We start from the raw sequence: 13,466 nt of genomic DNA, 5'->3' as shown, positions 1-13,466 counted from the left end.
CGCGCCGGCCCCGGTGGCGTTCCTCAGTAGACGCGGGACCCGATGAAGTCGTCGTGCCCGTAACCGACGGGGTTGGCGTACGACCGGGACTCGAAGGACCACTGCTGGCGGGTGCTCGACGAGCAGGTCGCCAGCCGCAGCCGCGGGGTGCCCAGCCAGGGGTTGTCGAAGGCGACGCAGAGGTTCGTCGCGCCGGCCGGCTTGAGCTGGTTGCCGGCGAAGACGAACTTCTGGTTCGCCCCTCCGTGACAGTCGTAGATGTTGACCGTGGTGCCGGCGGTCAGGCTGCCGCCGCTCACGTCCAGGCAGCGGTCGTGGGAGAGCTCGGAGTGCAGCGACTGCCGCGCCGGGTCGTACCAGAAGCCCTGGTTGCGGCCGCCGTGGCAGGCGTACGACTGCTGCACCGTGCCGTTGCGGGAGTTGTACCCCTTGCCGTCCACACAGGTCCCGGTGGCCGCGTTGCGCAGCTGCCGGAACTCCAGCAGCCCGTCGACCAGCACACCCTGGCCGGTGCTGGCCGGGTCGACGCAGGTGGCCCGCTGGGCGCCCGAGTTCCAGAACTGGGTGACGCACTGGGCGAACATGCCGTGCCCGCGGTAGTTGGGGTGGAACGACTGCCGGGCGGCGTTCTCGTCCCAGATCCCGACCTCGATGAAGAGGCCGCGGACCGAGGTGTTGTCGGTGCACACCTCGTGGCCGTGGAAGAGCCGGCTGGCGTCCAGGTAGCGGGTGCCGGTGTTGGTGGCGGCGGCGCGCAGCGCCGACTCGAACATCGGCACCGCCTTGTTCCGGGCGAACGCCATGTCGGCCAGGTAGAGCAGGCAGCCGCCGGAGTACCAGCCGGGGAAGTTCGGGTTGTCCTCCACGTCCGGGCTGCCCGGGCTCGGGTACGACATGAGCACCAGCTCGTAGTCGGTGCGCAGGTAGCCGGCGGCGGTCATGGTCTGCCGGATCGAGTTCAGCGCGTCCTCGACGGCCTGCCGGCTGCCGTCGGTGCGGATCGTCCACTGGTCGGTGTAGGTGGGCCAGCACGCGCCCTGGAAGAAGACCCGGCGCACGGCGCAGTCGGTGGCCACCGGCCCGAACTGGATGGTGCCGTCGCCGTTCGCGCCGACCACCACCCAGATGAGCCGGACGTGCGTGTTCCGCGCCTTGATCGCGAGCTGGTCGCCCTGGTTCAGCTCGTTGTGCTGGGTCGGCCCGCCGGCGATCAGGTTCCACGGGGTCGCCCCCGAGCAGGCCAGGTTGTACTTCTGGTCGGCGGGGATGCCGGTGCGGAAGACCGCCTGGTCGTACGAGCGGTCGCACCAGTTGCCGGCCTGGTGGGTGCCCGGCACGTAGTTGCCGACGCCCTCTCCGGAGATCTCGCTGTCACCCATGGTGACCAGGGCGGTGCGCCGCTGTTCCAGCGGCCGGATGTCGGGGGAGCCGTAGAGGGCGGTGGCCTCGGCGGCGCGGACGGTCTCCAGCGCGGCGGGGAGCGGCTGGACGGCGGGCCGGTCGGCGGCGGCCGCGGGGGCGGCCGGTCCGAGCAGCAGCGGCAGGGCGAGGGCGGCGGCGGACACGGCGGCCAGGGTGCGGCGTCGGATCGTCCGTGCGCGCCTGGTGGGGGTACCAGACATCGACGCACTCCTTTCGCCTCAATCGCGGGACGTCGATTGAGTTACCAGACGGTAACCGTCCGATGGCGAGATGTGAATACGTCTCGGAAACGTTGCGGCGGGGTGCGGAAGGGCACTTCTCCGGCAGATCGGGCGGGCGGTGCGGGGTGTCCGGCCAGGTCGGGGGCGGGCTGTGGTGACCTCGGCGACCAGCCGGGTTACGCTAGGCCCCGACTTGCCGTCGCCACCGTGGAGAACCCGTGAAGCTCTCGATCCTCATGCCGGTCTACAACGAGGAAGAACGCATTGCGGATGCCCTCAAGCAGGCATTGGCGGTGGACTACCCGTGCGAGATCGAACTCGTCGTCGTGGACGACGGCAGCCGTGACGGCACCGGCGAGGTGCTCGGCCGGGTGGACGACGCCCGGCTCCGGGTGATCACCCACCAGCGCAACGCCGGCAAGGGCGCGGCCATCAAGACCGCCGTCGACAACGCCGAGGGTGAGTACATGGTCATCCTCGACGCCGACCTCGAGTACGACCCGCAGGACATCCCGCGGCTGCTCGAGCCGGTGCTCGACGGGCGGGCCACGGTGGTCTACGGCAATCGGACCTTCGGCAGCCACAGCTCCTACAGCTTCTGGTACGTGATGGGCAACAAGGGCGTGACGCTCGCCGCCAACGTGCTCTACAACTCGTACATCGGCGACCTGGAGACCTGCTTCAAGCTGATGCCGCTGGAGCTCTACCGCTCGCTCCAGGTCCGCTCGCGCGGCTTCGGCATGGAGGCCGAGGTCACCGGCAAGCTGCTGCGCCAGCGCATCCGCCCCTACGAGGTCCCGATCAGCTACCGCGCCCGGGGCCGCGAGGAGGGCAAGAAGATCACCTGGAAGGACGGCGTCGAGGCGATCTGGATCCTGGCCCGCGAGCGGGCCCGGCGCCGCCCGGTCGGCCCCGCCGCCCGCTGACGCCCCACGACGACACGGACCCCGCACCCCGGCCCAGGCCGGTGTCGCGGGGTCCCGTCGTCTCGTCGTTCAGGCGGCCGCCCGGGCCGGGGTGAGGAACGCGTCGACCGAGCGGCGGAGGCCGGCCGCGTCCAGGCCGTGCCAGCGGTCGTGGTCCTCGGGCGTGCCGTAGCGGCGCAGGTCGGACCGGCCCACCCCGAGGGCGAGCAGCCGGTGCGGCCGGTCGGCCAGCGCCGCGCCCACCACCCGGGCCGAGGTGCCCGCCAGGTACGGCTCGACCAGGATCACCTCGATGCCGGCGAGCGCCCGCAGCCCGGCCGTGTCGAACGGGCGCGGCCGGTGGGTGTAGGCCACCGTGACCGGCCGGTCGGCCACCGCCGCGAGGGCCGCGTCCAGCAGCGGCCCGACGGCCACCAGCAGCGGCGCGCCCGGCCCGGCGTCCCGCACCACCCGCAGCTCACCCGCCTCGGGGTACGCCCGCGCGTTGGCCTGCGTGGACAGCCGCAGGTACGCCGAGTCCCGCCCGCACACCAGGTCGCGCAGTAGCCCGGGCACCTCGTCCGGGTGACCCGGCACGTGCACGGTCCAGTCGCGCAGGGTGTCGATCAGCGCCACGTCGGCCGGCCCGAGGTGGGTCCGCCCCGCCGCCGCCCGGTCGTACGACGCGCCGACGCTGACCAGCACCGCGCCGACCCCCTGGTGGTCGAGGTCCAGCTTGATCTGCTCGTACGCCCGCTCGACGAGGAACGGCGCGTAGCTGTGCACGATCGGCCGCTGCCCGGTCAGCGCCAGCCCGCCGGCCACGCCCACCATCAACTGCTCCCGGATGCCGACGTTGACCACCCGGCCCGGGTACCGCGCGGCGGCCGGGGCGAACGCGGCCGCCGAGATGTCGGCCAGCACGATCGTGGTGCGGGGATCCGCCAGGACCTCCTCGGCCGTGGTCACGAAGACTTCGCGCATGTCCATGGTCACTCCCCGTCGGTGACGACCGCGACGACGACGTGCGGCCGGTGGTGGTCGTGCCCCGTCAGGGCGGTGTGCAGGGCGGCGTGGTCCCGGCCGTCGACGGTCTCGGCCGTCCACCCGTTCACGGTGAACCGGCTGGCCGCGCCGCCCGGCCAGCCGTGGCTCGCCGAGCGGTTGTCCAGCACGATCGCGGTCAGGTTGCCGAGCCCGGTGGCGCCCGCGTACGCGATCGCCTCGTGGTTCGAGCCCTCGTCCAACTCGGCGTCGCCGAGCAGCACGTACACCCGGGGGTCGGTGCGGCCCTGGGCGCGCAACCCGAGCGCGGTGCCCACGCCCAGGCCGAGACCGTGGCCGAGCGACCCGGACCCGATCTCCACCCCGGGCACCAGCAGCCGGTCCGGGTGGTCGCCGAGCCGGCTCTCCGGGCCGCCCTGGTCGTCCAGCCACGCCACCGGCACGAAGCCCTTGGCGGCGAGCAGCGCGTAGTAGCCGGCGACCGCGTGCCCCTTGGAGAGCAGGAAGCGGTCCCGATCGGGGTCGTCCACGGTCTCCGGGGTGATCCGTAGCACCCGGTCGTAGAGCACCTGGAGCACGTCCAGCGTCGAGTACACGTTGGCGCCGAACTCGCGGCCGGCGCGTACCCGGTCGAGCAGCGCCCCGAGCAGCGCGGGGTCGGTGGCGGTCGTGGTGGTCATGCGGATAGCCTCGGAGTTGAAGCACACTTCAACTCAAGGCCCTGTGATGCACGAAGCAACACTGACCATCGGGCAGCTCTCCGCCCGCAGCGGCGTGGCTGCCTCCGCACTGCGCTACTACGAGCGGCTCGGGCTGATCCGCGCCGAGCGCACCGGCGGCAACCAGCGCCGGTACGCCCGCACCGAGCTGCGCCGGGTGGCCTTCATCCGCATCTCCCAGCAGGTCGGCGTCTCGCTGGAGGAGATCCGGGAGGCGCTGGACTCGCTGCCGTCGGGGCGTACGCCCACGCCGGACGACTGGGCCGCCCTCTCGAAGAGCTGGCGGGACCGGCTGGACGAGAGGATCCGGTTGCTCGGCAAGCTCCGCGACGACCTGGACGGCTGCATCGGCTGCGGCTGCCTCTCGTTGCAGCGCTGCACCCTCTACAACCCCGGCGACGCGCTCGCCGCCGAGGGCCCCGGCGCCCGGCTGATGCTCCCCCGCGAGGGCTCCGGCGCGGCCTGACCGGTCAGCGGACCAGGAGCACCTTGCCCAGGTGGTCGCTGGTCTCCACCAGCCGGTGCGCGTCGGCGGCGTCGGCCATCTTCGCCCGCGCGTGCACCACCGGCCGGATCTTCCCCGACTCGACCAGCGGCCACACCTGCTCGCGGACACCCCGGACGATCTCCGCCTTCTCGGCGAGCGGGCGGGAACGCAGCGCCGTCGCGTGCACCGAGGCCCGCTTCGCCAGCAGCATCCCCAGGTCCAGTTCGCCCTTGCGGCCGCCCTGCATGCCGATCACCACGAGCCGCCCGCCGGTGGCCAGCGCCGCCACGTTCCGCGGCAGGTACGCGGCCCCCATGATGTCCAGGATCACGTCCGCGCCCCGGCCGTCGGTGACCCGGCGGACCTCCTCGACGAAGTCCTGCTCCCGGTAGTCGATGGCGTGCGCGGCGCCCAGCTCGCGCAGCCGCTCGTGCTTCGCCGCCCGGGCGGTCACCACGACGGTCGCGCCGAGCGCCACCCCGAGCTGGATGGCGAACGTGCCGATCCCGCTGCCGCCGCCGTGCACCAGCAGCGTCTCGCCCTCGGCCAGGCGGGCCAGCTGCACCACGTTCGAGAAGACCGTGCAGGCCACCTCGGGCAGCGCCGCCGCGTCGACCGGGTCCACCCCGGCCGGCACCGGCAGCAGCTGGCCGGCCGGCACGGCGACCCGCTCGGCGTACCCGCCGCCGGCCAGCAGCGCGCAGACCTCGTCGCCGACCGCCCAGCCGGTCACCTCCGGACCCAGCGCGGCCACCACCCCGGCACACTCCAACCCCGGGTACGCCGGCGCGCCCGGCGGAGGCGGGTACTGCCCCTGCCGTTGCAGCAGGTCGGCCCGGTTCACGGCACTGGCCCGCACCTCGACCACCACCTCGCCCGGGCCGGGCTCCGGATCGGGCACCGCCGCCCAGACGAGCGCCTCGGGTCCACCGGGTTTCGGGATCGTGATCGCGTGCATAGCCCAGTCTTACCCGATCCGACCGGCCGTCCACGCCCGGGCCAGGATCTCGTCCACCGTCTCCTCGGGGGTCTGCGCCGAGGTGTCCAGCCAGAGCCCGATCCGGGGCGTGTCGGCCCGGAACCCGGCGTCCAGGTCGGCGACCGGCCAGTCGCCGTACCCCTGCTTGGGCCGGTCCCGCTCGCGGGCGGCGACCACGTCGGCGCGGGGCGCGAGCACCACGACGGCGAGCGGTCGGTGCCGGATCCGGTCGACCAGGGCCGGCAGCTCCGGGCCGAGGACCACGTCCTGGAGCACCACGGTGAAGCCGGCGGCGGCGTACCGGTCGGCGGCCGACGCGGCGAGGTCGTAGCGGAGCCGGAGCTGCCGCCACGCCTCGTCGCTGAGCTCGGCGGTCATCTCGGCGCGCCCGCTGACGATCATGCGACGGAACACGTCACCGCGCAGGTGCACGGCGCGGGGCAGCCGTCGGGCCAGCAGCTCGGCCACAGTGGACTTGCCGGCCGCCATGATTCCACTGATCAGCACCACCGCCGGGGTTTCCCACACGGGAGCATCCTGCCAGCGGGGGTGGGGACGGCGGCTCGCCGGTTCCACCGGCCGTGGCAGACTAGGCACGGCCACGCACCCCGTCGGGGGCGTGGCAGGGAGGGTTCGCCTAGTGGCCGATGGCGCTGGTCTTGAAAACCGGTAAGGGCAGCGATGTCCTTCGTGGGTTCGAATCCCACACCCTCCGCTCGCCTGGGCGGCAAAACGCCCCTGACCAGCGCGAACGCCGGTCAGGGGCGCGTCCGTCCCGCACCCGGGACGGGGCGGGCTCAGGCGATGAGCAGACGAAGGCCGAGCTCTGCCGCGTCGAGGTCGACGAGGTCGCGGTTGCGTTCCGCCCACCGGCCTGAGGCGAGGTCGTCGCGGAGGCTGTCCACCGCCCTCCGCTCGGCGTCCGGCCCGACCCTGGCCCAGACCGACACCCCGCGACGGACGTTCTCGTCCAGGTACGCCTCGGGCCGGCGCCAGTAGGCCTCGAAGAAGCCGTCGACGCAGTCCCACGGGATGGGTACCGGCTCCACGCGGGCCCCGATCGCGCCGGCCAGCTCGGCCAGCGAAGGCCGGCCGGCAACGAGGTCCGCGACCTCGGGAAGGTAGTCGCGAGTGAGCCAGAACCGACTCAGCCATCCGGCGTCAGTGGTGTCGTGCGTGAACACCACCACGCGCCGCGCGACCCGCCGCATCTCGCGCAGGCCGGCGATCGGGTCCTGCCAGTGATGGATGGTGGCGAAAGCCATCGCCGCGTCGAACGACTGGTCCTCGAACGGAAGGCTCTCCGCGGCGGCGGCCACGCACGGCGCCGAGCCTGCGGGGCGCTGCGCCCGCATGAGCGCCGACGGCTCGACCGCGGTGAGGTCCCGGTCGGCCGGCTCGTAGGAGCCCGTACCCGCCCCGACGTTCAGTACCGTCCGCGCGTCGCCGAGCGCGGCCCAGACCTGTGCGGCGATCCGCGGTTCGGTGCGTCGCGTCACGGTGTACGTGGCTCCGATGGTGTCGTACAACTGCGCGCTGGACATGTCGTCGCCTCCCTGGCTCGCACCAGCCCCACGCCGCGCACGGGGCCTGGCGTCGCTGCCCTGGAGAGTAGGTCAGTTGTCACTGGATGGTGAGCCGGTGGACCCGGACACGGGGCGCTTCGGGTTCGATCGGGGCCGCGGAGGGGGTATGAAGGGGCGCAGGACATTCGCGTGCACCCGGAAGGACCGTTTCGATGAGCCTGGAACGACCGATCGCCCCGGACCCGTACGAGCTGCTGCCGACGGTGCCGTCGTTTCACCTGACCAGTGACGACGTGCACAACGGCGAGCCGATGGACGCCCGGTACGCGCACGGCAGCACCGGCGGCGAGAACCTCTCCCCGCACCTGGCCTGGTCGGGCTTCCCGGACGAGACCAAGAGCTTCGTGGTCACCTGCTTCGACCCGGACGCGCCGACCGGCAGCGGCTTCTGGCACTGGGTGCTGGTGGACGTGCCCGCCTCGGTCACCGAGCTGCCGACGGGCGTCAAGGAGAGCGACCTCGGGGCCGCCTTCAGCATCCGCAACGACTACGGCGACACCGGCTACGGCGGTGCCGCCCCGCCGCCCGGTGACCGGCCGCACCGGTACGTCTTCGCCGTGCACGCCGTGGACGTGGAGCGGCTCGACGTTGGCAAGGGGGCCAGCCCGGCGTACGTCGGCTTCAACCTGGCCTTCCACACCCTGGCCCGGGCGGTGATCCGCCCGACGTACCAGGTCAAGGAATGAGGCGACGGGGCCTCCGCACCACGCGGAGGCCCCGTTCCGGTCAGCTCGGGACGCGGGCGACCGCGAAGACGGACTGGCCGAACGGCGGCCGGACCCGCTGCTCGGCGGCCTTGGTGGCCGGGAGGACCAGCGTGTCGTAGACCTTCACCATCGGGCCCTCCTTCGGCATCAGCCGGAAGACCTTGGTGGCCATGAAGTAGCCGATCAGGCCGAGCGCGTTCGCGTAGTGGATCTTCTCGACGGTGAGGCCCGCCTCGGTCATGGCCGCGGCCAGGGTCTTCTTCGTGTAGCGCCGGACGTGGCCGGTGGCGACGTCTGCGGGGCTCATGGCGAACTGGAACGCGGGCACGATGATGATCACGGCCCCGCCGGGGCGGACCAGGTCGCGCATGCTGCGCAGCGCGCTCACGTGGTCCTCGATGTGCTCCAGCACGTTGTACGACACGGCCGCGCTGTAGTCGCCACGCTCGGAGTGCGGCAGCAGCATCTGCCGGACCTCGATGCCGGGGTGCTCGGCCAGCCGCTCCTTGAGCCGGACCAGGCGGTCCGGGTCCGCCTCGGTGGCGGTGATCCGGGGCAGGCGCTCGGACCACTCCAGGGCGTAGTCGCCCAGGCCGCTGCCGATCTCGATGGGATTGTCACCGAGGTAGGGCACGGCGAGCTCGACGAACCAGCGGCGGTGGTTGACCGCCGTGGCGAGTCCCTCGAGCACCTCCGACTGGACGCGCTGGTCCCCAGTGATATCTGCCATGCGTCGATTCCTCACGATATGACTGACCCGCGCCTGGACCGACAGAGTCAACCATCCGAAGGGATGGCGGGGGAATCGGGGCACCGGGGGTGGCCGAAATGCGGTCGGGGGTGGGCACGTGATCGGCGGTCGGCGAACCCGGCACATAGTACGCCAGTACCCAGAAACATGTCACGGCCCTGCCATACCCTGACTACGCTCTGAATTGCCATGACTACTCCTGAATCGGACGCCGCTCCGGGTGGTGCCGCCGAGGACGGGCCCGACGAGGGCGGACGACCGGGGCAGGACAGGCGGGTCGACGCCCTCGCCGTGCTCAGTTTCGTGCTGCTCGCCTTCTGGGTGACGGCCCGGGTCTGGCTGGACCCGGCCAACGGCGTCCGGGACAACCGCACCGATCAGGCGCAGTTCGAGTGGATGATGGCGCACGGCGCGCGAGTGGTGACCGATTTTGCCTATCCGTTCACCTCGGACCGGATGAACGTGCCGGACGGCGTCAATCTGATGGCAAATACGTCCGTATTATCCATTTCGCTGCCAATGACGCCCGTCACCGTCCTGTTCGGGCCCCGCTGGTCATTCCTGCTCTTTCTCACCCTCGGAATGGCGGCCACGGGCGTGGCCTGGTATTTCGTCCTCTCCCGCGTGTTGATCGGGGCCCGCGGTCCGGCCTGGCTGGGCGCCGGCTTCTGCGCGTTCGCGCCGGCCATGGTCTCGCACGCCAACGCCCACCCCAACATCGTCAGCCAGTTCGTCGTGCCGCTGCTCGTCTGGCGGACGCTGCGCCTGGCCGAGCCGGGCCGCTGGCTGCGCAACGGCGTGCTGCTCGGGCTGCTCATCGTCTGGCAGGCATTCCTCAACCTGGAGATCCTGCTGATGACCGCGATCGGCCTGGGCGTGGTGGTGCTGGCGCTCGCCCTCGGCCGGCCCGAACTGCGCAGCGCGGCCCGGCCCTTCACCGCCGGGCTCGGGGTGGCCGCCGTGTTCTCCGGAGTGCTGCTGGCGTACCCGCTCTCCGTGCAGTTCTTCGGACCCGGGGCCTACCGGGGGCTCTCCACGCTGATCCGGGGCTACCGCACCGACCTCGCCTCCTACGTCGCCTGGTCCCGCGAGTCCCTGGCCGGCGACGCCCGCGGCAGCGTCTGGCTGGCCAAGAACGCCACCGAGGAGAACGCCTTCTTCGGCTGGCCGCTCGCCGTGCTGGTGGTCGCGCTGGTCTGGTGGCTGCGCCGCAACGCCGTGGTGCTCGGCCTGGCCGCCGTCGGCGCGGTGTTCGTGCTGTTCTCGCTCGGCCGCGAGATCCGCTTCGACGGGCGGGACACCGGCATCCCGGGCCCCTGGGCCGCGCTGGAGCACCTGCCGATCCTGCACTCGGTGGTGCCCACCCGGTGGTCCCTGGCGCTCACCCCGATCGTCGGCATCCTGCTCGCGCTGGGCGCCGAACACATCCGGCGGCTGGCCCGGCGGCACCCGGCCGCCCGCGGGCGGATCCGGTTCGTCACCGCCACCGTCCTCACCATGGCGCTGCTGCCGCTCCTGCCCACCCCGCTGCCCGCGGTGCGCCTCGACCCGACCCCGGCCTTCGTCACCTCCGGCGCCTGGCGCCCGTACGTGACCGGCGGGCACAGCATCGTCACGCTCCCGCTGCCCGACACCACGTACGCCGTCCCGCTGCGCTGGTCCGCCGAGACGCGGCTGGACATGCCGCTGGCCCGGGGCTACTTCCTCTACCCGGACACCCGGCCCGGCGCCGGCCGGGTCGCCCTCTTCACCGCCCCGCCCCGCCCCACCAGCACCTTCTTCACCACCATCCGGCAGACCGACGCCGTGCCGCCGATCACTCCGCAGGACCGGGTGGCCGCCGTGGACGACCTGCGGTACTGGCGGGCGGGCGCGGTGGTCCTCGACCCGCGACTGCGGCAGGCCGGGTCACTGCACCGGGGGATGACCGAGCTGACCGGGATCACGCCGACCTTCACCGGCGGGGTCTGGCTCTGGGACGTGCGTGCCCTGGTGGGCTGACCGAACCCGGCCGGTCAGGCCTGGCGGACGCAGCAGCCCTGGCAGATCTTCGGCCGGGGCAGGGTGAAGGCCAGGCAGCAGGTGCGCCGCTGCACGGTCGGCTCGCCGGCGGGGCCCGGCACCAGTTCGACCAGGTCGCTCAGGTCGAGCGCGTCGAGCAGCGTGCCGATGGTCGCGGTCGAGGAGCCGGGAAGCGCGTCCGAGGCCCGCAGGATGCCGTGCGCGATGCCGGACGCGACCGAGCCGAGCAGCGTACGGGTGCCGATCCGCACCTCGCCCTGGATGGCCGCGATCAGCGGGGCGAAGTGGGCGTCGAGCAGGGAGGCGCGCAGCGCGTCGAGCAGCGCCGCCTCGTCGGCGACCACCCGGACCTCCGGTGCGCCGGCCAGCGCCAGCGGGTCGCCGGGGAGCACCGCGACCGTGGTCGAGCTGCGCAGGCCGAGGGTGAGGAGCTGGTGGTGGTCCTCGAAGTGGACCAGCACGTCGGCCGGGTCGAGCAGCGGCACCCGCCGGGCCGAGGCCCAGCCGAGCACCGCCGGCAAAGCCGTCCAGTAGCTGTAGGACTTCCAGGCGAGCGCGGCGCAGGCGTGCGGGGTGCCGCCCCAGCGCCGGCCCGCTGCCCGCAGGAACTCGGGGAGCAGGGTGCCGTCGACCAGCCGGGTGGCCGGGGTCCAGTGGGGCGCGCCGTCGGTGACCAGCAGGCCGGGCGCGAGCCCGGGCAGGTCGTCGGTGCCGAACATGGCCCGCAGGGTCGCGGTGACCGGGGCGAACGGGGTGGCGGCCTCCCGCCCCGGCATCACCGCAGTCACCTGGCCGTCCCCTGTCTGGTCGCCCCACCGGCCGACATCTACCGTCGGCCCGGACTAAGGCTAGCCTAACCACAGCTTCCCTTCGAGGGGAAGCGGTCCCGAAGGCTCCGGCGAGAGGTCCCGGTCACTCCGTCGCCCGTCGCGTACTACCCGGCGACGTGGACGGAAAACGCCGCCCAGCGGGGCGGCGGACCGCGCAAGCATCGACGGATGCCGCTGAATTGTCAAGGCGAGTGTCGAATACGAGGCAGTTTCCGTACACGTTCGGCCACTGAACGTGAAAATGGTCTTCCCGCGTACGAGGAAGCCGATGACGACCTCACCCATCGAGCGTGCCGCCGACTCGTTCGCGGCCGAACTCGCCCGGCACCGCACCGGCCGAGGGCTGTCCAAGAAGCAGTTGGCGACGCTGATGGGCTTCGACCCGTCGTACGTCAGCCACGTCGAGGGGCGCCGGCACCGGCCCACCGAGGACTTCGCCCGCCGCGCCGAGGCCGTGCTGGAGGCCAGCGGCGCGATCTGGCAGCGCTTCCGGGAGTACGACGAGCTGCGGCACGGCCGCTCCGGCGGTCCGCACCGGGACCCGCCCGTGCCCGGCCAGTGGCTGCCGCCCGGCACCGGGCTGGTGGTCGAGCGCGAGACGGCGACCCTCACCTACACCGACGACGGCTGCTACCACTGCGCGATCCGGCGCGAGCTGTACAACGCCGGCACCGAGCCGGTCACCCGCTACCTGGTCCGGGTCGCCGTCGACCGCTACCCCAACGACCCGGGCCGCTCCAACCGGCACCACCGCGAGCACCCGCTCACCTTCGCCGAGCTGCAACTGGCGGCCTTCCGGGACGACGGGGGCACGCGGGAGCCGATGCACTGGCGGGCCAAACACGACCGGGACGCGTTCAAGGAGATCTGGCTGCTCTTCGAGAACGACGAGGGGCGCTTCCCGCTCTACCCCGGCGACCGGGCCACCATCGAGTACGCCTACCGGGTCGGGCGGGACAAGTGGGGCCCCTGGTTCCAGCGCGCCGTACGCCTCCCCACCCGGCATCTCGCCGTCCGCCTCGACCTCCCCGCCGACCTGGACCCCAAGGTGTGGGGCGCGGAGACCTCCCTCTCCGCCGAGGAGGGGCCGCTGCGCACCCCGATCCAGCGCAGCGACGACGGCGGCCGGGCGATCTTCGACTGGGCGACCGACGACCCGCCGCTGAACGCCCGCTACCGGATGCAGTGGCGCTTCCGCAGCCAGCCCCCGGACGTCGAACCCGAGGGGGCCGCCCCCGGCGCCCGGGTACGGGCCAGCGACCGGATGCGGGCCGTCGGCATCCTCCAGCGCGGCGACGACCTGCTCCGGCAGCCCGCCCGCCAGTTCGACCTGCCCCGGGAGGAACAGCTCGCCCGGGACGTGGTCGACCGACTCGCCGGCCTGCTGGTCCGCCTCGACGAGCTGCACCCGTTCAGCAAGGGCGTCGGCATCGCCGCGCCGCAACTCGGGCTCGGCTGGGCCGCCGCCCTGGTCCGCCCCGCCGACCGGGTGGCCGAACCCGTCGTCCTGCTCAACCCCCGGGTGGTCGACAGCGCCTCCGACACCGACGAGCAGTACGAGGGCTGCCTCTCCTTCTTCGACCACCGCGGGCTGGTGCCCCGGCCGCTACGGATCGACGTCGAACACGCCCTGTGGGACGGCAGCCGGGTCATCACGTCCTTCGAGTACGCGATGGCGCGGCTGGTCGCCCACGAGATCGACCACCTGGAGGGCCGCCTCTACGTCGACCGGATGGCCCCCGGCGTGCCGCTGGTGCCGGTCGAGGAGTACCGGGAGACCGGCAACCCCTGGCGCTACTGACGCCGGAACTTCGGTACGCGGGCCGGTTGCC

General features: G+C 72.8%; 12 protein-coding genes, 1 tRNA gene and 1 pseudogene. 6 read left to right on the top strand and 8 right to left on the bottom strand.

What is annotated here, in order from left to right; genetic code table 11:
* Positions 1 to 23: 23 nt before the first annotated feature.
* A complete protein-coding gene (locus IEY96_RS25580; RefSeq protein ID WP_189197374.1) occupies positions 24 to 1,622 on the bottom strand; it encodes a ricin-type beta-trefoil lectin domain protein in 1,599 nt (532 codons plus the stop codon).
* Positions 1,623 to 1,861: 239 nt separating this feature from the next.
* Between IEY96_RS25580 and IEY96_RS25575 the strand changes: the two genes are divergently transcribed.
* Positions 1,862 to 2,569, top strand: a complete 708-nt coding sequence (locus IEY96_RS25575) for a glycosyltransferase family 2 protein (protein WP_091316602.1) — start codon at positions 1,862 to 1,864, stop codon at positions 2,567 to 2,569.
* A gap of 69 nt (positions 2,570 to 2,638) precedes the next feature.
* Here IEY96_RS25575 and IEY96_RS25570 read toward each other — a convergent pair whose 3' ends face one another.
* Both IEY96_RS25570 and IEY96_RS25565 read right to left on the bottom strand, forming a co-directional pair.
* Positions 2,639 to 3,532 (bottom strand): transketolase family protein, encoded by an 894-nt coding sequence (locus IEY96_RS25570; protein WP_189197563.1) that lies wholly within the window; start codon positions 3,530 to 3,532, stop codon positions 2,639 to 2,641.
* Between the two features lie 8 nt (positions 3,533 to 3,540).
* Positions 3,541 to 4,233 carry a thiamine pyrophosphate-binding protein gene (locus IEY96_RS25565; protein WP_189197373.1) on the bottom strand — a complete coding sequence of 231 codons (693 nt, stop codon included), beginning with the start codon at positions 4,231 to 4,233 and terminating at the stop codon, positions 3,541 to 3,543.
* A 46-nt stretch (positions 4,234 to 4,279) separates the two neighbouring features.
* Here IEY96_RS25565 and soxR point away from each other — a divergent pair, with 46 nt between their 5' ends.
* Complete coding sequence (gene soxR / locus IEY96_RS25560) at positions 4,280 to 4,738, top strand: redox-sensitive transcriptional activator SoxR (RefSeq protein WP_189197372.1); 459 nt, start codon at positions 4,280 to 4,282, stop codon at positions 4,736 to 4,738.
* 4 nt (positions 4,739 to 4,742) lie between these two features.
* Here soxR and IEY96_RS25555 read toward each other — a convergent pair whose 3' ends face one another.
* On the bottom strand, positions 4,743 to 5,717 hold the full coding sequence (locus IEY96_RS25555) for an NAD(P)H-quinone oxidoreductase (protein WP_189197371.1): 975 nt from the start codon (positions 5,715 to 5,717) through the stop codon (positions 4,743 to 4,745).
* A 9-nt stretch (positions 5,718 to 5,726) separates the two neighbouring features.
* Complete coding sequence (locus IEY96_RS25550) at positions 5,727 to 6,266, bottom strand: AAA family ATPase (protein WP_229791902.1); 540 nt, start codon at positions 6,264 to 6,266, stop codon at positions 5,727 to 5,729.
* A gap of 98 nt (positions 6,267 to 6,364) precedes the next feature.
* Between IEY96_RS25550 and IEY96_RS25545 the strand changes: the two genes are divergently transcribed.
* Positions 6,365 to 6,453 (top strand) — tRNA-Ser (locus IEY96_RS25545).
* 82 nt (positions 6,454 to 6,535) lie between these two features.
* On the opposite strand, the pseudogene IEY96_RS25540 reads toward IEY96_RS25545, so the two are convergent.
* A pseudogene (locus tag IEY96_RS25540) lies at positions 6,536 to 7,273 on the bottom strand (class I SAM-dependent methyltransferase); the annotation flags it as partial.
* Positions 7,274 to 7,476: 203 nt separating this feature from the next.
* Here IEY96_RS25540 and IEY96_RS25535 point away from each other — a divergent pair.
* The gene (locus IEY96_RS25535; RefSeq protein ID WP_189197370.1) at positions 7,477 to 8,010 is read left to right on the top strand and encodes a YbhB/YbcL family Raf kinase inhibitor-like protein; all 534 of its coding nucleotides are present in this window, start codon (positions 7,477 to 7,479) and stop codon (positions 8,008 to 8,010) included.
* Between the two features lie 40 nt (positions 8,011 to 8,050).
* Here IEY96_RS25535 and IEY96_RS25530 read toward each other — a convergent pair whose 3' ends face one another.
* Positions 8,051 to 8,761 (bottom strand): class I SAM-dependent methyltransferase, encoded by a 711-nt coding sequence (locus tag IEY96_RS25530; RefSeq protein WP_148428940.1) that lies wholly within the window; start codon positions 8,759 to 8,761, stop codon positions 8,051 to 8,053.
* A 210-nt stretch (positions 8,762 to 8,971) separates the two neighbouring features.
* On the opposite strand from IEY96_RS25530, the gene IEY96_RS25525 reads away from it, so the two are divergent.
* A complete protein-coding gene (locus tag IEY96_RS25525; protein ID WP_189197369.1) occupies positions 8,972 to 10,783 on the top strand; it encodes a glycosyltransferase family protein in 1,812 nt (603 codons plus the stop codon).
* A 14-nt stretch (positions 10,784 to 10,797) separates the two neighbouring features.
* On the opposite strand, the gene IEY96_RS25520 is transcribed toward IEY96_RS25525, so the two are convergent.
* The gene (locus IEY96_RS25520; RefSeq protein WP_189197561.1) at positions 10,798 to 11,580 is read right to left on the bottom strand and encodes an IucA/IucC family C-terminal-domain containing protein; all 783 of its coding nucleotides are present in this window, start codon (positions 11,578 to 11,580) and stop codon (positions 10,798 to 10,800) included.
* 322 nt (positions 11,581 to 11,902) lie between these two features.
* Here IEY96_RS25520 and IEY96_RS25515 point away from each other — a divergent pair, with 322 nt between their 5' ends.
* Positions 11,903 to 13,435, top strand: a complete 1,533-nt coding sequence (locus IEY96_RS25515; protein ID WP_189197368.1) for a peptide deformylase — start codon at positions 11,903 to 11,905, stop codon at positions 13,433 to 13,435.
* The last annotated feature ends 31 nt before the right edge of the window (positions 13,436 to 13,466 follow it).

It is taken from the genome of Micromonospora fulviviridis, from assembly GCF_014648395.1.
In the GTDB taxonomy this organism is placed as follows: Bacteria; Actinomycetota; Actinomycetes; order Mycobacteriales; family Micromonosporaceae; genus Micromonospora; species Micromonospora fulviviridis.
Note: the sequence above shows the minus strand (reverse complement) of the source record. Positions and strands in the feature narration are given on the sequence as shown.

Excerpts from the sequence above, each read along its gene's own strand:
- IEY96_RS25580 (WP_189197374.1), bottom strand. The coding sequence starts at position 1,622 with ATGTCTGGTACCCCCACCAGGCGCGCACGGACGATCCGACGCCGCACC.
- IEY96_RS25570 (WP_189197563.1), bottom strand. The coding sequence starts at position 3,532 with ATGCGCGAAGTCTTCGTGACCACGGCCGAGGAGGTCCTGGCGGATCCC.
- IEY96_RS25565 (WP_189197373.1), bottom strand. The coding sequence starts at position 4,233 with ATGACCACCACGACCGCCACCGACCCCGCGCTGCTCGGGGCGCTGCTC.
- soxR (WP_189197372.1), top strand. The coding sequence starts at position 4,280 with ATGCACGAAGCAACACTGACCATCGGGCAGCTCTCCGCCCGCAGCGGC.
- IEY96_RS25555 (WP_189197371.1), bottom strand. The coding sequence starts at position 5,717 with ATGCACGCGATCACGATCCCGAAACCCGGTGGACCCGAGGCGCTCGTC.
- IEY96_RS25535 (WP_189197370.1), top strand. The coding sequence starts at position 7,477 with ATGAGCCTGGAACGACCGATCGCCCCGGACCCGTACGAGCTGCTGCCG.
- IEY96_RS25530 (WP_148428940.1), bottom strand. The coding sequence starts at position 8,761 with ATGGCAGATATCACTGGGGACCAGCGCGTCCAGTCGGAGGTGCTCGAG.
- IEY96_RS25525 (WP_189197369.1), top strand. The coding sequence starts at position 8,972 with ATGACTACTCCTGAATCGGACGCCGCTCCGGGTGGTGCCGCCGAGGAC.
- IEY96_RS25520 (WP_189197561.1), bottom strand. The coding sequence starts at position 11,580 with ATGCCGGGGCGGGAGGCCGCCACCCCGTTCGCCCCGGTCACCGCGACC.
- IEY96_RS25515 (WP_189197368.1), top strand. The coding sequence starts at position 11,903 with ATGACGACCTCACCCATCGAGCGTGCCGCCGACTCGTTCGCGGCCGAA.